At 65.1% G+C, this 17,585-nt stretch carries 15 protein-coding genes and 1 pseudogene; 9 read left to right on the plus strand and 7 right to left on the minus strand.

Going from position 1 to position 17,585, the window contains the following annotated elements:
• Positions 1 to 75 precede the first annotated feature (75 nt).
• The 4 genes from rplU to proB all read left to right on the plus strand — a co-directional run bounded on the left by rplU (position 76) and on the right by proB (position 3,495).
• Positions 76 to 387: a 50S ribosomal protein L21 gene (gene rplU, locus KVY23_RS05195; protein ID WP_230555582.1), complete on the plus strand. Its 312-nt coding sequence runs from the start codon at positions 76 to 78 to the stop codon at positions 385 to 387.
• A 78-nt stretch (positions 388 to 465) separates the two neighbouring features.
• Positions 466 to 729 carry a 50S ribosomal protein L27 gene (gene rpmA / locus KVY23_RS05200; protein ID WP_072802495.1) on the plus strand — a complete coding sequence of 88 codons (264 nt, stop codon included), beginning with the start codon at positions 466 to 468 and terminating at the stop codon, positions 727 to 729.
• A 174-nt stretch (positions 730 to 903) separates the two neighbouring features.
• Positions 904 to 2,352, plus strand: coding sequence for a GTPase ObgE (gene obgE / locus KVY23_RS05205; RefSeq protein WP_075839358.1), 1,449 nt, complete (start codon positions 904 to 906; stop codon positions 2,350 to 2,352).
• Between the two features lie 33 nt (positions 2,353 to 2,385).
• Complete coding sequence (gene proB / locus KVY23_RS05210) at positions 2,386 to 3,495, plus strand: glutamate 5-kinase (protein WP_230555583.1); 1,110 nt, start codon at positions 2,386 to 2,388, stop codon at positions 3,493 to 3,495.
• Between the two features lies 1 nt (position 3,496).
• Here the strand turns inward: proB and KVY23_RS05215 are convergent, their stop codons facing one another.
• The 5 genes and pseudogenes from KVY23_RS05215 to KVY23_RS05235 form a co-directional block, all read right to left on the minus strand.
• Positions 3,497 to 4,339, minus strand: coding sequence for a Sir2 family NAD-dependent protein deacetylase (locus KVY23_RS05215; RefSeq protein WP_230555584.1), 843 nt, complete (start codon positions 4,337 to 4,339; stop codon positions 3,497 to 3,499).
• Positions 4,340 to 4,434: 95 nt separating this feature from the next.
• Positions 4,435 to 4,833 (minus strand): ectoine synthase, encoded by a 399-nt coding sequence (locus KVY23_RS05220; RefSeq protein ID WP_075839356.1) that lies wholly within the window; start codon positions 4,831 to 4,833, stop codon positions 4,435 to 4,437.
• A gap of 43 nt (positions 4,834 to 4,876) precedes the next feature.
• Positions 4,877 to 6,151 (minus strand): diaminobutyrate--2-oxoglutarate transaminase, encoded by a 1,275-nt coding sequence (gene ectB / locus KVY23_RS05225; RefSeq protein ID WP_230555711.1) that lies wholly within the window; start codon positions 6,149 to 6,151, stop codon positions 4,877 to 4,879.
• 48 nt (positions 6,152 to 6,199) lie between these two features.
• Positions 6,200 to 6,700: pseudogene (gene ectA / locus KVY23_RS05230) on the minus strand (diaminobutyrate acetyltransferase); the annotation flags it as partial.
• A 196-nt stretch (positions 6,701 to 6,896) separates the two neighbouring features.
• Positions 6,897 to 9,020 (minus strand): ATP-dependent DNA helicase RecQ, encoded by a 2,124-nt coding sequence (locus KVY23_RS05235; protein ID WP_230555585.1) that lies wholly within the window; start codon positions 9,018 to 9,020, stop codon positions 6,897 to 6,899.
• Between the two features lie 83 nt (positions 9,021 to 9,103).
• Between KVY23_RS05235 and crcB (KVY23_RS05240) the strand changes: the two genes are divergently transcribed.
• The gene (gene crcB / locus KVY23_RS05240) at positions 9,104 to 9,628 is read left to right on the plus strand and encodes a fluoride efflux transporter CrcB (RefSeq protein ID WP_230555586.1); all 525 of its coding nucleotides are present in this window, start codon (positions 9,104 to 9,106) and stop codon (positions 9,626 to 9,628) included.
• Positions 9,625 to 9,996, plus strand: coding sequence for a fluoride efflux transporter CrcB (gene crcB, locus KVY23_RS05245; RefSeq protein WP_230555587.1), 372 nt, complete (start codon positions 9,625 to 9,627; stop codon positions 9,994 to 9,996). Before crcB (KVY23_RS05240) ends, crcB (KVY23_RS05245) begins: the two co-directional genes overlap by 4 nt.
• A gap of 8 nt (positions 9,997 to 10,004) precedes the next feature.
• Here crcB (KVY23_RS05245) and KVY23_RS05250 read toward each other — a convergent pair whose 3' ends face one another.
• Together KVY23_RS05250 and KVY23_RS05255 are read right to left on the minus strand one after the other, a co-directional pair.
• Positions 10,005 to 10,901 carry a LysR family transcriptional regulator gene (locus KVY23_RS05250; protein ID WP_230555588.1) on the minus strand — a complete coding sequence of 299 codons (897 nt, stop codon included), beginning with the start codon at positions 10,899 to 10,901 and terminating at the stop codon, positions 10,005 to 10,007.
• Positions 10,902 to 10,948: 47 nt separating this feature from the next.
• The gene (locus KVY23_RS05255; RefSeq protein ID WP_230555589.1) at positions 10,949 to 11,812 is read right to left on the minus strand and encodes a ribokinase; all 864 of its coding nucleotides are present in this window, start codon (positions 11,810 to 11,812) and stop codon (positions 10,949 to 10,951) included.
• Positions 11,813 to 11,890: 78 nt separating this feature from the next.
• Here KVY23_RS05255 and KVY23_RS05260 point away from each other — a divergent pair, with 78 nt between their 5' ends.
• From KVY23_RS05260 to KVY23_RS05270, 3 genes are read left to right on the plus strand one after another with little or no spacing between them, the layout of a single operon-like run.
• Positions 11,891 to 13,156 carry an aspartate aminotransferase family protein gene (locus tag KVY23_RS05260; RefSeq protein ID WP_230555590.1) on the plus strand — a complete coding sequence of 422 codons (1,266 nt, stop codon included), beginning with the start codon at positions 11,891 to 11,893 and terminating at the stop codon, positions 13,154 to 13,156.
• Positions 13,153 to 16,083, plus strand: coding sequence for an FAD-binding and (Fe-S)-binding domain-containing protein (locus tag KVY23_RS05265; RefSeq protein ID WP_230555591.1), 2,931 nt, complete (start codon positions 13,153 to 13,155; stop codon positions 16,081 to 16,083). Before KVY23_RS05260 ends, KVY23_RS05265 begins: the two co-directional genes overlap by 4 nt.
• Positions 16,080 to 17,543: an NAD-dependent succinate-semialdehyde dehydrogenase gene (locus tag KVY23_RS05270; protein WP_230555592.1), complete on the plus strand. Its 1,464-nt coding sequence runs from the start codon at positions 16,080 to 16,082 to the stop codon at positions 17,541 to 17,543. The genes KVY23_RS05265 and KVY23_RS05270 overlap by 4 nt, the downstream gene beginning before the upstream one ends.
• Positions 17,544 to 17,585: the final 42 nt, after the last annotated feature.

Below are 17,585 nucleotides of genomic sequence, written 5' to 3' on the forward strand. Positions count from 1 at the left end.
AACAAGCTAGATCAGACCAGTCGTGTTGCCATGGGCAGCGCGAGCAAGTTCGAAGAAGCAAGGGGTAGCCCTCCGATGGCAACGTACGCGATCGTCAAGACCGGCGGAAAGCAGTACAAGGTCGCTGTTGGTGACCTCGTCAAGGTCGAGAAGATCGAGGGAGCGCCCGGCACTGCTGTCTCGCTTGCTCCGGTCCTCGTCGTTGACGGATCCGATCTGACCACCGACGCCGACAAGCTGGCGAAGATCTCGGTCACCGGTGAGGTCGTCGAGCACACCAAGGGTCCGAAGATCCGCATCCACAAGTTCAAGAACAAGACCGGCTACCACAAGCGCCAGGGACACAGGCAGAAGCTGACTGTCCTCAAGGTCACCGGTATCGAGTAACCAGGACTTTCGCAGGTAGTCGGCCTGAGTGGGTCGGCGTTCTTCTCTCAAACACCTCACCCGAGGAGGGTATGCAACATGGCACACAAGAAGGGTGCATCGAGCTCCCGTAACGGTCGCGACTCGAATGCTCAGCGCCTCGGCGTCAAGCGATTCGGCGGCCAGACCGTCAGCGCAGGCGAGATCCTGGTTCGTCAGCGCGGAACGCACTTCCACCCCGGCGTCAACGTCGGCCGTGGCGGCGACGACACGCTGTTCGCGCTCTCTGCCGGTGCAGTCGAGTTCGGCGCCAAGCGTGGACGCAAGACCGTGAACATCGTTCCGGTCGCAGTAGAGGCCTAGTCCGAAGCTGCATCATCTGCGACGGCAGACTCCCGGAAACCTCTGGGAGTCGCTGAAGCGCCCAAAGCGAGTCGTCAAGGGCGGACCAGGGTCACCACCCGGTCCGCCCTTGACGCGTTTTGGCACCGAACACATTCGATCGAGTACTCGATCGAGAAAGGATCGAAGGCAGCTATGTCGCGATTCATCGACCGCGTGGTCTTGCACGTGACCGCAGGCAAAGGTGGCAACGGCTGCTCTTCCGTCCATCGTGAGAAGTTCAAGCCGCTCGGCGGACCGGACGGCGGCAACGGCGGCCGTGGCGGTGACGTCGTGTTCGTCGTCGACCGCAGCGTGCACACGCTCCTCGACTTCCACTTCCAGTCCCATGCCAAGGCCACCAACGGAACCCAGGGGATGGGCAGCAACCGTGAGGGCGCCAACGGTGAGGATCTGATACTCCGGGTCCCCGACGGCACCGTCGTACTCGACAAGGACGGACGCATCCTCGCCGACATGGTGGGGGAGGGCACGCGCTTCGACGCCGCCCCCGGTGGTCGCGGCGGACTCGGCAACGCCGCATTGGCGTCGAAGGCCCGCAAGGCCCCCGGCTTCGCCCTGCTCGGTGAAGATGGCGTCGAGCGTGACCTGGTCCTCGAACTCAAATCCGTTGCCGATGTCGGACTCGTCGGATTCCCCTCCGCCGGAAAGTCCTCGCTCGTATCGGTGCTCTCGGCAGCAAAACCAAAGATTGCCGACTACCCATTCACCACACTCGTCCCCAATCTGGGTGTTGTGTCCAGTGGTGACACCACATTCACCGTCGCCGATGTGCCCGGTCTGATCCCCGGTGCCAGCGACGGCCGCGGACTCGGTCTCGAGTTTCTTCGCCATCTCGAGCGTTGCGCGGTACTGGCGCACGTCGTGGACTGCGCGACACTCGATCCCGGGCGCGACCCGGTTTCGGATGTCGATGCACTCGAAGCCGAACTCTCGGCCTACAAACCGGCATTGTCGGGCGATGCAAGCCTCGGAGATCTCGCGGATCGCCCACGGATCGTCGTGCTGAACAAGGCAGACGTCCCCGAGGCAGCGGAACTGGCCGAGATGGTGACCCCGGACTTTCAGGCGCGAGGATGGCCCGTCTTCACTATCTCCGCCGTCAGCCGAGAAGGCCTCAAGCCGCTGATTTTCGCGCTGGCGAAAATGGTCGAGGATTACCGTGTTGCGCACCCGCCTGCCGAGCCGCGTCGACCGGTGCTGCGGCCGATTGCGCGCAACGAGGAGGGATTCGAGGTCATCAAGGATCCCCATATACCGGGTGGATTCATCGTTCGCGGAACGCGCCCGGAACGGTGGGTTGCTCAGACTCAGTTCAGCAACGACGAAGCTGTCGGCTACTTGGCCGACAGACTGGCCCGACTCGGCGTCGAGGATGCGTTGATCAAGCAGGGCGCAGTACCCGGTGCCTCCGTCACGATCGGTGACGTCTCGTTCGACTGGGAACCTCAGACCCCTGCCGGTGTCGAGGTGACCATGACCGGGCGTGGCAGCGACGCACGGCTCGATCAGGTCGAACGTATCGGCGCCGACGAACGCAAGCATGCTCGTCGGGTCCGGCGCGGACTCGACACCGAAGAGTGAGGGAACGTGTCGGCTGAATCCGGCTCTGTCGCAATGACTTCGGCGACGCGAACGAAAGTTGCCGAAGCGCGGCGAATCGTGGTCAAGATCGGGTCCTCGGCGCTGACATCGCTTGTCGGTGGGCTCGACGTCGACCGGCTCGATCTGCTGGCCGACGCCGTGGAAGCACGGATGCGCGCGGGCACCGATGTCGTCGTCGTCTCGTCTGGGGCCATCGGCGCGGGGATCGCACCGCTGGGGCTGACCAAGCGGCCGCGAGACCTTGCGACGAAGCAGGCCGCAGCCAGCGTCGGGCAACTTGCACTTGCGCACGCATGGGGCACATCGTTCGCGCGGTACGACCGTACCGTCGGGCAGGTGTTGCTCACGGCCGAGGACATCGCGCGGCGCACCAATCATCGCAATGCTCAACGCACCCTCGATCGGTTGCGGTCACTGGGGGCAGTGGCCGTCGTCAACGAGAACGACACGGTGGCAACGGCGGAGATTCGATTCGGCGACAACGATCGGCTCGCAGCGCTCGTCGCGCATCTCGTCGGCGCCGACGCATTGGTGCTGCTCTCGGATGTGGACGGGCTCTACGACGGCGACCCGCGAAAGGGAAACGCGACACTGATCCCCGAGGTCGACAGCCCCGAGGACCTCGACGGTGTGGTCGCGGGATCCGGGGGAGCGCTCGGAACGGGCGGAATGGCATCGAAGCTTTCTGCGGCTCGCCTGGCAGCGGATGCTGGTGTACCGGTGTTGCTCGCCGCCGCGGCCGATGTGCAAGCAGCCCTGACGGACGCTGGAGTGGGCACCGCCTTCGCCGCACGCCCAACGCGTTTGTCGGCGCGCAAATTCTGGGTACGTCATGCCGCCGACGTGCAGGGCGACCTGCATCTCGACGCCGGTGCTGTGGGCGCCGTGGTGAACAGGCGTCGATCGTTGCTCTCTGCAGGGGTCACCGGCGTCAGCGGACGCTTCTACGGTGGTGACGTCGTAGCGCTGCGTGCACCCGATGGTGAAGTCGTCGCTCGTGGCGTGGTCGCGTTCGACGCGGCCGAGTTGACGGGGATGCTCGGAAAGTCTCGTGGCGACCTCTCACAGGAGCTGCAACGACCTGTGGTGCATGCCGACGACCTGGTGCCCGTCACCCCGTAGTTCACTCCCGGTGGATCGAGGGAAGCGCGTCGACGAGTGCGGTCAGCGTTTCGGAGCAGCCGTCGTGGCTGATGGCCGATGCGAACTGGTCGCCCCTGGTGGCCCCGCGGTTGACGATGACAATCGGTATCGAAGCTTTCGCGGCGCGTCGAACGAAGCGCAGTCCGGACATGACGGTCAGCGATGAGCCGAGCACCATCAGGGCGTCGGCGTTGTCCACCAGATCGAATGCCTCGGCCACCCGTGGTTTGGGCACACTCTCGCCGAAGTAGACGATATCGGGCTTGAGTACGCCGCCGCACTGCTCGCAGTCGACCATCCGGAAGTGCGCGGTGCTGGTGATGACGGCGTCGGCGTCCGGCGCGATCTCGACGCCCTTCGCGGGCGAGACGCTGTCGAGAAAGGCAGGATTGCGTTCGTCCAGACGTCGAGCCAGCGTGAATCGCGAAACCAGCTGTTCGCAACTCAAGCAGCGGACTCGGGCGTACACACCGTGCAGGTCGATGACGCGGCGGCTTCCCGCCTTGGTGTGCAGCATGTCCACGTTCTGCGTGATGATCCCGGTGACGATGCCGCGCCGTTCCAGTTCCGCAAGCGCACGATGCCCGGCGTTGGGGCGAGCGGCGTCCATGTGGCGCCACCCGACATGATTGCGGGCCCAGTAGTGGCGGCGGAACTCGTCGTCACCGATGAACTGCTGGTAGGTCATCGGATTGCGCGGTGGTGAGTCGGGTCCGCGGTAATCGGGAATTCCGGAGTCGGTGGACATCCCGGCTCCCGACACGACGACGATCCGCCGACGCGAGAGCAACTCGACGATGCGGGGTCGAACACGTGCAGCCACGTAGTCCAGGTTAACTCGCGCATCGGATACACCTCCGCCCCGCTCGGTTCACGAAAGCGTGTCCGAGCGGGGCGGAATCGGTTGAGCGTGGGCTGTTAAGCCGGTACCTCCACGAGGGGGTAGACGCCGTGTTCATCGTGTACTTCGCTGCCCACGACCGGCGGATTGAAAACGCACATCATGCGCATCTGTGTACGTGGCGCCACGGTGTGGCGCTCATTGCCGTCGAGCAGGTACATCGACCCGGGTCCGATCTCGTACTCTTCCCCGGTCTCGCGGTCGGTGAGCGTGCCTTCACCTTCGATGAGCCACACGGCTTCGATGTGATTGGCGTAGTGGAAATTGTTCACCGTTCCGGCCTTGATGGTGGTCTCGTGGAACGAGAAGCCAACCCGGTCGCCGCCGAGGACGATGCGCTTGCTTCGCCAGCTGCCGTCCTCGCTCTCGATATCGCGCTCGGTGCCGGTGATTTCCTGCGTGCTACGTACGATCACGTCGTTCTCCCTTCAGCTGGCCTGCAGTGCTCGTGTGCGATCTTCAGGAGCACACTTTAGCGGTCATGGCCTCGAGAATGTCCAGGCCACGGTCCAGTTCCTCGACGGTGGTTGTCAACGGCGGCAGCAACTTGACGACCTCGTCGGAGGGGCCGGCCGTCTCCACGAGCAGCGCCTCGTCGTAGCAGAGTGCGGCGACCTTGCCCGCCTTCTCTGCATCGTCGAACACCAACGCCTGGACCATGCCGCGACCGCGGGTGGAAACGCCGTCGTACTTGGCGCACATCTTGATGAAGCGGTCTCGGATGTGCTCGCCCTTGGCGATGATCTCCTTCTCGAATGCGTCATCGGTCCAGTAGGTGTCGATGGCGGTCTTCGCGGTGACGAAGGACGGGTTGAAGCCGCGGAATGTTCCGTTGTGCTCACCGGGTGACCACACGTCGAGCTCCGGCTTGAACAGCGTCAGTGCCATAGGCATGCCGTATCCACCGATCGACTTCGACAGTGTGACGATGTCGGGAACGATGCCTGCCTCTTCGAACGAGAAGAACTGGCCGGTGCGTCCACAGCCCATCTGGACGTCGTCGACGATCAACAAGATCTCCCGGCGCGAGCACAGCTCAGCCAGAGCGCGCAACCATTCGGGACGCGCGACGTTGATGCCGCCCTCACCCTGGATGGTTTCCACGATCACCGCGGCGGGGCGATTGAACCCGCTACCCGAGTCGTCGAGCACGCGCTCGAACCACTGGAAGTCCTCTGTCACGCCGCCGAAGTAGTTGTCGTACGGCATCGGCGTGGTGTGCACCAACGGAATTCCGGCGCCAGCTCGCTTCATCGAGTTGCCGGTGACCGACAGCGCGCCGAGTGTCATGCCGTGGAATGCGTTGGTGAAGTTGATGATCGCCTCGCGGCCGGTCACCTTGCGGGCCAGCTTGAGTGCAGCCTCGACAGTGTTGGTACCGGTGGGGCCGGGGAACTGAACCTTGTAGTTCAGTCCGCGCGGATCGAGGATGTTCTTCTTGAACGACTCCAGGAACTCGCGCTTGGCGACGGTTGACATATCCAGGCTGTGCGTAACGCCGTCGCTCTGGATGTAGTCGACGAGGGCATCCTTGAGGATCTGATTGTTGTGCCCGTAGTTCAACGCGCCTGCGCCACCGAAGAAATCGAGGTACTCACGGCCATTCTCGTCCACCATGGTCGAGTTCTTCGCGGTCTTGAACACTGCCGGCCACTGGCGGCTGTAGCTGCGGACTGAGGACTCGACAGCCTCGAAGACGTCGGGCTTGCTTGTGGTGTTCGGTTTCTCGGTCATGTTCTGCTTGTTCCTTTCGTATGTGCGCACGGCGGCGGGCCCCACTGTGTAGAGCTCTTCTGCCTCGTGGCTATCAGGGAAATCGTTGGGCGCGAACAGAGCTGATTTTGTGATCTCGGTTCCCCGCTTACGTGCCAGGGCCGTGAACAATGCGATCGACGCCTCGTTGTCGGGGCTGATCGTCGTTTCCAAGTGTGTAATACCCTGCGGCGTAAGCCGGTCCAACAAACTGTTGAGCATGCGTCCGGCGAGGCCTTTGCCGCGCTGATCGGCGTCGACTGCGACCTGCCACACGAAAAATGTTGTGGGCGAGTCCTGGCGGATGTAGCCGGTGACGAAGCCTACGGCTCGACCGTCCACATCGGACACCACCGATGTCTGTGCAAAGTCTCTGCACCACAGAATGTACGAGTAGCTCGAGTTCAGATCGAGCACTTTCGAATCTCTTGCAATTTCCCAGAGCCGGACTCCGTCGGAAATCTTGGGGCTACGGAAAGTCACTGCGTCCGGCGCAGTGATTGGGGTCGCTCTCAGCTGTGCTGGCTTCATAGGAAATACAAACTTAACAAGCTGGCGAGGGCATTTCACGTGCGTCGCAATATTGGTGTCCAAAACGGACACTCTTGCGCAGGTGACGGGGTGAATGTGACTTTGGTCACACTTGCCGCCTCGGGGGCGACATCGTGAGGTAAAAGGGGCAATGATCGTGCTGTTTGCCTCAGGCTGCCCTCACCGGCGCCGGCGGCTACTTAGGGGTGGCCAACGCGAATGGAAGCACTGCATCGGCGCCAGCGCCGCGCAGCGCCACCGCCGCGCACGTGAGAGTCCACCCGGTGTCGGTCGACAGGTCGACCAGCAGAATCGGCCCGTCGACACCGGACAGATCGGGTACCTCCCACGAACCCACGAGCCCGGCCACTCGAAACGCCGAGTTCGCGGCAGTCACCACGGGGTGCCCGGGGACCTTGCGCAGGACGCCCAGGTCGTCGAGACGTCCGATGCGGGCCAACTCGCTCGCGATCGACCGAACCAGAACAGGGTGAGAACTCGATTCGAGCGCGATCACCGCGACGGGCCGTTTCTTCCAGTCCCACGACGCCAGCACCTTGATGCAGCCGTCCACCAGCGCCGAAGGCGCGGGCCCGTCCGGTCCGTCGAGCAGTGTGCGCAGACGCCCACCCCAAGCGAGGTCGGTGAGCCGCCCCAGGACGCGCCCGGGCTCCGGGCCGTCAGTGATCTTGCCCGACAGCGTGACGCCCAGCTTCTTCATGCCGGTGGGCCACTGCTTGCGGGGAGCCAGATCGAAACCGGGACGGTCCAGCCGAGCCCGGGTGGTCTCGACAGCGTCCGCGTCCACCTCCACGTCGTACCTCTGCCCGGTGCAGTTGTCACAGCGCCCACAACGGTCGGAGCCGTCAGTGAGCTCAGGATCGTCGAGTTGGCGGCGCAAGAACTCCATCCGACAACCCTCGGTGCGCTGATAGTCGATCATCGCCTGCTGTTCGGCGTCCCTGGCTTGCTCGAGGCGCTCGTACCGCTCGGCGTCGTACACCCAAGGTTCGCCGGTGGAGATCCAACCACCTCGGACGCGCTGAACGGCGCCATCGACATCGAGCACCTTGAGCACCATCTCCAGTCGGCTCCGCCCAAGGTCGACGAGCGGTTCGAGCGCCGGTGTCGACTGCGGCTTTGCCGGATCCAGTGCGTCGATGACCTGCCTGACGACGTGTTCTCGCGGGAAGGCGACCGATGCGAAATAGCTCCATATCTGCTTGTCCTCGTGGCCGGGCAGCAGAATGACATCGGCTCGCTCGGTGGCACGGCCTGCACGACCGACCTGCTGGTAGTACGAGATCGGCGAGGACGGTGCGCCCATGTGCACAACGAAGCCAAGATCCGGCTTGTCGAATCCCATTCCGAGCGCCGAGGTCGCAACCAAAGCTTTGACCTCGTTGTTCAGCAACTCGGACTCGAGCGATTCACGTTCGGTGGTGTCGGTCTGGCCCGTGTAAGCCGCGACCGCCAACCCCTGATCGGACAACAGTCCCGCCAGATCTCGAGCCGCGGCGACGGTCAGGGTGTAGATGATGCCGGACCCGGGCAGCGACGCAAGGTGGGAGGCGAGCCAGGCTGCGCGCTCGGTGGCGTTGTCGATCTTCACCACCGACAGGTGCAGGGATTCGCGCTCGAGGCCGCCGCGTAGGACCAACGTGTCGCCGCCGCCGACGCCGAGCTGCGCAGCAACATCGGCGACGACGCGGTCGTTGGCCGTGGCGGTGGTGGCGAGAACCGGAATCCCCTCCCGCAACTCGGATACGAGGGTCCTGATCCGCCGATAGTCCGGACGGAAATCATGACCCCAGTCGGAAACGCAATGGGCCTCGTCGACCACGACGAGCCCGGCGTCGGCGGCCAGCGACGGAAGTACCTGATCGCGGAAGTCGGGGTTGTTGAGCCGCTCGGGGCTCACGAGGAGCACGTCGAGTTCGCCTGCGGTGACGGCCGCGTGAACGTCCTCCCACTCGGTCATGTTGCCGGAGTTGATGGTGGCCGCGCGAACGCCGGCGCGCTCGGCCGATGCCACCTGGTTTCGCATGAGCGCCAACAGAGGCGAGACGATGACCGTCGGGCCGAGGCCCTGCGCGCGCAATAGTTTCGCGGCGATGAAGTACACGGCGGACTTGCCCCAGCCCGTGCGCTGCACCACGAGTGCGCGTCTGCGCTGAACCACGAGGGCTTCGATGGCAACCCACTGATCCTCGCGCAGGCTCGCCTCCGGCCCGGCAAGTTCGCGGAGCAGATGCTCGGCGTCTGCGCGCAGATCTGTGGGTGCTGTCAGCGAGCTGGGTGTGTCGCCGTCGATGCTCATGGCCCCATCCTGCCGCACGGGTCCGACACGACGACCGCCCTCGTTGGAGCGCTAAGCTGATCGCGCACATCGAGGGAGGTGGCATGGTCGACGGTCCGAGCGCAGGTGATCCGCGCGGTGAGCTGCCGATGGACCCCGACGTCGATGATGCTTCGTCCGTTCGCCGTGCCAGCCACGCGTATCTGCGACCGTCGGTGCTGGCTCTGGTGTTCGTCGGGGGAGTGTTCGGCACTCTGGCGCGATACGGTGTGGAGGAAGCGGTTCCGCATCGCAGCCCGGACTGGCCGATGGGCACGTTCGCAGTCAACGTCCTGGGCGCCTTCCTGCTGGGTCTGCTGTTGGAAATCCTCATGCGGCGCGGAGCCGACATCGGGGTACGCAAGAGGGCTCGGTTGCTGCTCGGTACCGGATTCTGCGGCGCATTCACCACTTACAGCACGTTCGCGTTGGAGGCTGTGCTGCTCACCAGGGACGGTCATGCGACTACGGCCCTCGCGTACGGCGTAGCGACCGTCGTACTCGGTGCGGCGGCGGCCTGGCTGGGCATCGTTGCCGGTGCCTCGGCACACCGAAAGGCCGCGATGCACCGGAAGACAGAGGCGCGATGATCGTCGCTCTCCTCGCGGTGGCCGGCGCATTCGGAGCGCTCACTCGGTTCGTGGTCGACTCCTACGTGAAGTCGAAGTTCGCGAACAGTGCGTTCCCGTTCGCAACCGTGGGCATCAACATCTCCGGATCGCTACTACTCGGCTTTCTCGCCGGACTCGTCATGGTGCAAGGCGGCTCGATCGACTTGCAGACTGTCGTCGGCACCGGATTCTGCGGTGGGTACACGACATTCAGCACGGCAAGCTTCGAGACCGTTCGGCTCGTGCAATCGGGAAAGCGCTCGTATGCCCTTGCCAATGCGGTCGGAACGCTGGTGCTGTCGGTCGGTGCCTGCGCGGCAGGTTTCGCCCTCGCCGGTTTGCTCTGAAAACTCCGCTATCTGCTGTGTGAGACGGCGATGTCGAGGAAGTCGCGTCGCGGACCACGTAGTGGCTCCTGATTGTTCCAGACGGCACGAAGTCGGCGGCGCATGGCCACGCCGTCGACGTCGATCCGTACGAGACGGCCGTCGCGAAGCTCCGCTTCGACGGCGAGCGAGGACAGTACGGTAGGGGCATTCGCAGTGACCACGGCGGACTTGATGGCCGTCACCGAATTGAGTTCGAGCAGAGGCGGTTCGGACGGACGGACGGCGCTCTCGTAGGTCGTTCGGGTACCTGAACCCGGCTCGCGTTGCACCAGCGCGGTGCGGGCGAGCTCATCCACCTCGACCGAAGCCCTGCGCGCCCAGTCGTGTTCGGGCCCGGTGACCACCACCAACTCGTCGGTCGCGACGACGCGGACGCCGAGACCCGACGGGATGTCCGGGCCTTCGATGAAACCGATGTCGGCTCGACCGTCGAGTACCTGCTGGGCGACCTCGGCGGAGTTCATCAATCTCATCAGAATGTGGACGTCGGGGTGGGAGGTGCGCATGCGCACGATCCAGCCGGGTACCAGGTGCTCGGCGACCGTCATCGATGCCGCGACGGTGAGGTTCGCGCGTTCTTCACGCAGCAGCGACCGCACGCCTGTGGCGAACTTCTCGGCGGCGACGAGTACGTTCTGCGCCCATTCGAGGACGGCTACGCCCTCCGGAGTGAGTGCGACACCGCTGCTGGTGCGCTCGAACACACGCAGCCCCACATCGCGTTCGGCTGCGCGCACGCGTGCGCTGACTGCCTGCTGACTGAGTCCGAGCTCGCGGCCGGCTGCACTCATGCTGCCCAGGCGCGCAACCGAGACCATCACATCGAGCGCAGCGAGGTCGGGCACCCGGGGTGAGAGCGTCATGCTCAGTACCGTAGCCGCAGATCCCGACCCGATGATCGATGGATTGTTCAGGCGTCGAGCAGCGTCGAGATCGCCTCGCGTGTGCCCGAGGACGCACCGGCGCCGACCCAGGTGGCGGCCAACGCCCCTGCTGCGCAGGCCCAGCGCAGGGCGGGTTTCGGTCCGTGTGCCCATTCCGCTGCGAGTGCCCCGGTGAATGCATCGCCCGCACCGGTCGTGTCGATCGGGTCGATCTGCGGCGCTGGCACCCGCACACTCTCGTGCGGCCCGGTGTAGTGCGCACCCGATGCGCCCAGCGTGGTGACGACGTGGGGAACAGCCGCCAGAACCGTGGCCCCGAGTGCCTGCGCCTCGGACTCGTTGACGACGAGGATGTCGACTGCGGCGAGGAGGGCGTCCGGCACCGCCTGCACAGGGGAGGGGTTGAGCACCACGAGTGTGTTGTTCGCCCTTGCGTGCACGGCGCCGGACACGACCGTGGACATCGGAATCTCGAACTGGCACAGGAGCAGGTCGGCTTCGGCGATCGCCGCCAGCTCGTCCTCGCTCAGGTCGGTGACCGCACTGTTCGCGCCGGGGACCACCACGATGGTGTTCTCGCCGTTCGCGTCGACGGTGATGGCCGCGATTCCGCTGGGGCCGGCTGCTCGACGAGTCCACCGGGTGTCCACCCCAGCCTCGTCCAGCCGTTGCAGCAGCTCGTCCGCGAAAGGGTCGTCGCCGACAGCGCCCAGGAACGTCGTGATCGCCCCGGAGCGAGCCGAGGCGATGGCCTGGTTCGCGCCCTTGCCTCCCTGGGATGTGCCGAAGGAACTACCCAGGACGGTCTGTCCCGGCTCCGGCAAGCGTTCGGTGACGGTGGTCAGATCCATGTTGGCGCTGCCCAGAACAGCCACGCGGGTCGCAGTCATGGCACGACGATATGCGGTCTTGAAATCCGAGGTTGCAGATTGTTGACAATGTGCAATTTCTCGTCCACCATTGCTCGCATGACAGCGTCGACTCGCCCTCGCCTCAGCCCCGCCCTCAAGCAAGCCACCCCGGTGGTCGTCGACCATGCACTCGGCAGCTGGATCTTCGGCACCGACGGCAAGAAGTACCTCGACTTCACCACCGGCATCGGCGTCACGAGCACCGGCCACTGCCACCCGCGCGTGGTCGAGGCAGCTCGCGAGCAGGTGGGCAAGATCATCCACGCGCAATACACCACCGTTATGCACAAGCCTCTCCTCGAACTCACCGACAAGCTCGGTGACTTCCTGCCCACCGGGCTCGACAGCATCTTCTACGCGAACTCCGGATCGGAGGCCGTCGAAGCCTCCATCCGCCTGGCCCGGATGGCCACCGGCAGGCCGAACATCATCGCCTTCCACGGCGGCTTCCACGGCCGAACCGTCGCCGCCGCATCGCTGACAACCGCGGGGACGAAGTTCCGCTCCGGTTTCTCACCCATCATGGGCGGCGTGCACATCGCGCCGTTCCCGTACGCATTTCGCTACGGGTGGGACATGGAGACGGCCGTGAAATTCGCACTCGACGAACTCGACTACCTGCTCGCGACGATCTCGAGCCCGGCCGATACGGCGGCGTTCATCATCGAGCCGGTCCTGGGCGACGGTGGTTATCTGCCGACGCCGCCGGCATTCCTCGAAGGACTTCGCCAACGCGCCGACGAGCACGACATCCTGCTGATCATCGACGAGGTCCAGGCTGGCGTCGGTCGTACCGGAAAATTCTGGGGCCACGAGCATTCCACGGCGAAACCCGACATCGTCATCACTGCAAAGGGCCTGGCGTCGGGGTTCCCGATCTCCGCGATCGCGGCGTCGACAGAGCTGATGTCCAAGGCATGGCCAGGTTCGCAGGGTGGGACGTACGGCGGCAACGCGGTCGCCGCCGCTGCCGCTGTCGCGACGCTGGACGTCGTGCGTGACGAGGGCCTGGTGGAGAACGCGGCCGTTCAAGGCGCCGTCCTTCTCGACGGCTTGAAGGCGTTGAAGGAGCAGTACTGGGCGATCGGAGACGCGCGCGGTCTGGGACTGATGCAGGCCCTCGAGTTCGTCGACGAAAACGGCAAGCCCGACGCTGCGGCGGCTGCGCGGGTGCAGCAGACTGCAATCTCGGAGGGCCTGCTCCTACTGACCTGTGGTGCCTTCGGCAACGTCGTTCGCGTCATTCCCGCGCTCGTGGTGACCGAGGCCGAGATCGCGGAGGGTGTGGATGCGATCGCGCGAACCCTGAAGCGGTCGCTGTGACGGTTGTGGGCGCCGAGCACCCGATTCTCCACGCGCTGCGCGGCACGGGAGCGGAGGTCGACTTCTCCTCGCGCCGCCGTTCGGAGTATTCCTACGATGCCTCCAACTACCGTGTCCCGCCGGTGGCGGTGGTGTTCCCGCGCTCCGCTGAGGACGTGCAGGCGACGATGCGCGTGTGTGCCGCTGCGGGCGTCCCGGTGATCAGCCGTGGAGGTGGGACGTCGATGGCAGGCAACGCAATCGGCGCAGGTGTCGTCCTGGACTTCTCGCGTCACATGAACCGGGTGCTGGCCGTCGACGAGGTCTCGCGAACCGCCGTCGTGCAACCCGGTGTCGTGATCTCCGAACTGGCGGAGTCGGTTTCGGCTGCTACGTCAGCAACCCTGACCTACGCCCCGGATCCATCGAGCAAATCGCGGGCGACGGTCGGCGGAGCCGTGGGAAACGATGCCTGCGGCAATCACTCCGTTCGCTACGGCCGCACTGCCGATCACACTGTATCTCTCGATGTGGTCACGGCAGACGGATATCTTTTGCGCGCAACGCGTTCCGGTCTCGAAGCTGTTGATCCGACCGACCCGGCCGCGACGTCGTCGGCGGCCCGAATCACCGCTGAGCTCGAGGCGCTGGTGGCGCAGAACCTGGCAGGCTTCCGGCTCGAGCTCGGCCGCATCGCGCGGCAGGTGTCCGGGTTTCACCTGTCGACCTTACTGCCGGAGAACGGGTTCGACGTCGCGCGCGCACTCGTCGGGAGTGAAGGCACGTGTGCCGTCGTGGTGGCGGTGACCGTCGCACTGGTTCCGGTACCTCCTGCAGCACTGCTGCTGTGCCTCGGCTACGAGGACGTCGTCGAGGCCGCCGAGGACGTGATGACCATTCTGGAGTTCGCGCCCGCCGCGGTGGAAGGTATCGACGAGAAGATCGTCGAGACGATGCAGTTTCGCCGTGGGGCGGATGCGGTTCGCGGACTACCGTCCGGCAACGCCTGGTTGTACGTCGACCTCGACGGCGAGAACGTGGCCGAGGTCGAGGGAAAGGCGAAGGATCTGCTCGCACGGCTGATCGAGCGCGGCAGGTTGAAGGCCGGCCGGGTTGTGGCCGATGCGGCAGAGCGCAAATCGCTGTGGCGCGTGCGCGAGGACGGGGCGGGTCTGTCGGCACGGCTGGGCGGCGGAACCACCGCCCTCACCGAATCGTGGCCCGGTTGGGAGGATTCGGCTGTCGCACCGGAGAACCTCGCGGCCTATCTCGCCGATTTTCGTGATCTGCTTGCCGCACATTCGCTGACGGGAGTGATGTACGGGCACTTCGGGGCCGGATGCATGCACGTACGTATCACGTTCGATCAACGCACCGAAAGCGGCCGTACCGTCATGCGCGCGTTCCTACGCGAGGCGGCGGCGTTGGTGGTCCGACACGGCGGATCGTTGTCCGGTGAACACGGTGACGGACGTGCCCGCTCAGAACTGCTCCCGGTGATGTACTCGGAGGCGATGCTCGACGCGTTCGCGCGATTCAAGACGATCTGGGATCCGGCAGGAACGCTCAACCCCGGCAGCATCGTCGATCCCGTACCGATGATGGACAATCTGTCGCTGCAGGGGATCCCATCGCGGGAATGGAAGACGACCTTCGATCTCCATCAGATCGGAACCGGACCCGATCTCGACCCGTTCGTCCATGCGACGCAGGCGTGCGTCGGTGTCGGGCGCTGCCGATCGAGCAGCGGCGGCGTCATGTGTCCGAGCTTCCGCGCCACCGGTGACGAGAAGGACTCCACACGTGGACGTGCCCGCGTGCTGGCGGAGATGGTGCGTACTTCGCCGACCATTGCCGACGGCTGGGCCTCGGAGGATGTCAAGCAATCGCTGGATCTGTGTCTGTCCTGCAAGGCGTGCTCCTCGGACTGCCCGGTCGGCGTCGACATGGCAACGTACAAGGCAGAATTCCTCGATCACCACTACGCCCGAAAGCTGCGGCCGCTCTCGCACTATTCGCTCGGATGGCTTCCTCGATGGCTGGCGATCACCTCTCGAACGGCCCCGATCCTCAACCGCCTGCTCACACCGCGAATGGGAGTGCTCGCAGCCAAGCTGGGTGGTCTGACCACCGAGCGGTCACTGCCACGCTTCGCCTCGCGCAAGCAATTGCGGGCCCAGACGGCGGAGTCGGTACCGGGCGGAGACGTCGTACTGTTCGTCGACTCGTTCACCAAGGGTTTCCGGCCCGAGGTGGTGGGCGCGGCGATTCGCGTGCTCGGTGATGCCGGCCGCTCGGCCGAGTGCAGCACCGACGCATGCTGCGGCCTGACCTGGATTTCGACAGGTCAGCTCGCCGCCGCCCGCACCCGACTCAACCGCGCCGCCGAGGCACTCGACGACGGAACGGACCGCCCGATCGTCGTGCTGGAACCCAGTTGCGCGGCCGCACTGAAGAAGGACCTGCCGGAGCTGGTGAACTCCGATGCCGCCCGTCGTGTCGCCGCCCGGGTGCAAAGCTTCGCCGGCGCGGTCATCGACCAGTCTCGCGGAGGGTGGACACCGTCCGCGCAGGTACCGACAGCGGTGACGGTGCAGACGCACTGTCACGAATATGCGGTGTTCGGCGAGGCGACGCAGCGAAAAGCCCTCGCGGCGGTCGGCATCGACGCCGTCGACGAAGCCACCGGGTGCTGCGGCGTCGCAGGCAATTTCGGCTTCGAACCGAATCACTTCGAGATCAGCATGAAGGTTGCTGAGCAGGCTCTCGCTCCGGCGCTCCGACGGGCCGGTGACAACCCGATCCTCACTGACGGCTTCTCCTGCCACATGCAGGTGCGCGAACTGACCGGTGACCACACCGCGGGAGCCTCGACGCACCTGGCGCACATACTCGACCCCCGTACCGAATTCGAACCACGTACAGATGGAGAGGACGCACCCTCGTGACCACATCCTTGACGCCCACCGCAATCGAGACACCCACCGCACTGTTCATCGGCGGCAGCTGGCGACCCGCCGAGAGCAGTGCCACGTTCGATGTCATCGACCCGGCGACGGGTGAGGTCATCGCAGAGGTCGCCGACGGCGGCGTCGTCGACGCCGAGGCTGCCCTGACCGCAGCCGCAGACGCTCAGCGGGCATGGGCGGCGACAGCACCGAGGGAACGCAGCGTGATTCTGCGCCGTGCGTTCGACGGGATCATCGAACGCACCGAGGAACTCGCCCGGATCATCACCGCCGAGATGGGCAAGCCACTCGCCGATGCTCGCGGGGAGGTCGCGTATGCAGCCGAGTTCTTCCGATGGTTTTCCGAGGAGGCAGTGCGCATTTCCGGCGACCACACGTTGACCGGCGACGGCAAGAACCGGATCATCGTGACACGCGAACCCGTCGGGCCGTGCATTCTGGTGACGCCGTGGAACTTTCCGCTGGCAATGGGTACCCGAAAGATCGGCCCGGCTCTGGCGGCGGGGTGCACGGTGGTGTTCAAGCCGGCCGAGCAGACACCGCTGACCGCCCTGGCGCTGGCAGAGATTCTTGCCGATGCCGGTGTTCCCGACGGTGTGGTCAATGTCGTCCCCACCACCGATGCAGCCGGTGTGGTCGGCTCGTGGATGGCCAGCGGACAGGCACGCAAGATCAGCTTCACCGGATCGACCGAAGTCGGGAAGATCCTGCTCGCGCAGGCTGCACCGACCGTGATGCGCACCTCGATGGAACTCGGCGGCAACGCACCGTTCATCGTCGCTTTCGATGCCGATATCGACAAGGCGGTGGACGGCGCCATGGTCGCGAAGATGCGGAACATGGGGGAGGCCTGCACCGCCGCCAACCGGTTCTTCGTGCATCGCAGTGTCGCCGTCGAGTTCGCCGAGAAGCTCGGGTCCAGGATGGGCGCGCTCGAGGTGGGTGCAGGTAGCGCCGACGGGGTGGAGGTCGGGCCTCTCATCGACCAGGACGGACGTGCCAAGGTACAGCGACTCGTCGACGACGCGGTCGAGCGCGGCGCACGCGCGGTTGTCGGAGGCAAGGAAGGTGCCGGACCCGGATACTTCTACCCGCCAACCGTGTTGGACTGCGTCAATCCGACATCCGAGCTGATGTCCACCGAGATCTTCGGGCCCGTGGCGGCCGTGGTGCCCTACGACACCGAGGACGAGGTCATCGGGTTGGCCAACGACACCGAATGGGGCCTGGTCGGCTACGTGTTCACTCAGGACATCGACCGCGCCCTGCGGATGGGGGAGCGGCTCGAGGTGGGAATGGTCGGCATCAACACCGGCCTGGTATCGAATCCGGCTGCACCCTTCGGCGGCGTCAAGCAGTCCGGGCTGGGTCGCGAAGGTGGCAAAGTCGGTATCGACGAGTTCCTGGAGTACAAGTACTTCGCTATTCCCCGCTCATGACCGACTCTCGCTCGTGATCGAGTCTCGGGTTGTGCTGCAATC

This window comes from Rhodococcus sp. I2R, assembly GCF_020889545.1.
GTDB lineage: Bacteria > Actinomycetota > Actinomycetes > Mycobacteriales > Mycobacteriaceae > Rhodococcoides.

Coding starts and splice junctions, on each gene's coding strand:
- rpmA (WP_072802495.1), top strand. CDS start 466: ATGGCACACAAGAAGGGTGCATCGAGCTCCCGTAACGGTCGCGACTCG.
- crcB (WP_230555586.1), top strand. CDS start 9,104: ATGGTCGACGGTCCGAGCGCAGGTGATCCGCGCGGTGAGCTGCCGATG.
- obgE (WP_075839358.1), top strand. CDS start 904: ATGTCGCGATTCATCGACCGCGTGGTCTTGCACGTGACCGCAGGCAAA.
- KVY23_RS05235 (WP_230555585.1), bottom strand. CDS start 9,020: ATGAGCATCGACGGCGACACACCCAGCTCGCTGACAGCACCCACAGAT.
- rplU (WP_230555582.1), top strand. CDS start 76: ATGGCAACGTACGCGATCGTCAAGACCGGCGGAAAGCAGTACAAGGTC.
- KVY23_RS05260 (WP_230555590.1), top strand. CDS start 11,891: ATGACAGCGTCGACTCGCCCTCGCCTCAGCCCCGCCCTCAAGCAAGCC.
- proB (WP_230555583.1), top strand. CDS start 2,386: ATGACTTCGGCGACGCGAACGAAAGTTGCCGAAGCGCGGCGAATCGTG.
- KVY23_RS05250 (WP_230555588.1), bottom strand. CDS start 10,901: ATGACGCTCTCACCCCGGGTGCCCGACCTCGCTGCGCTCGATGTGATG.
- ectB (WP_230555711.1), bottom strand. CDS start 6,151: ATGACCGAGAAACCGAACACCACAAGCAAGCCCGACGTCTTCGAGGCT.
- crcB (WP_230555587.1), top strand. CDS start 9,625: ATGATCGTCGCTCTCCTCGCGGTGGCCGGCGCATTCGGAGCGCTCACT.
- KVY23_RS05255 (WP_230555589.1), bottom strand. CDS start 11,812: ATGACTGCGACCCGCGTGGCTGTTCTGGGCAGCGCCAACATGGATCTG.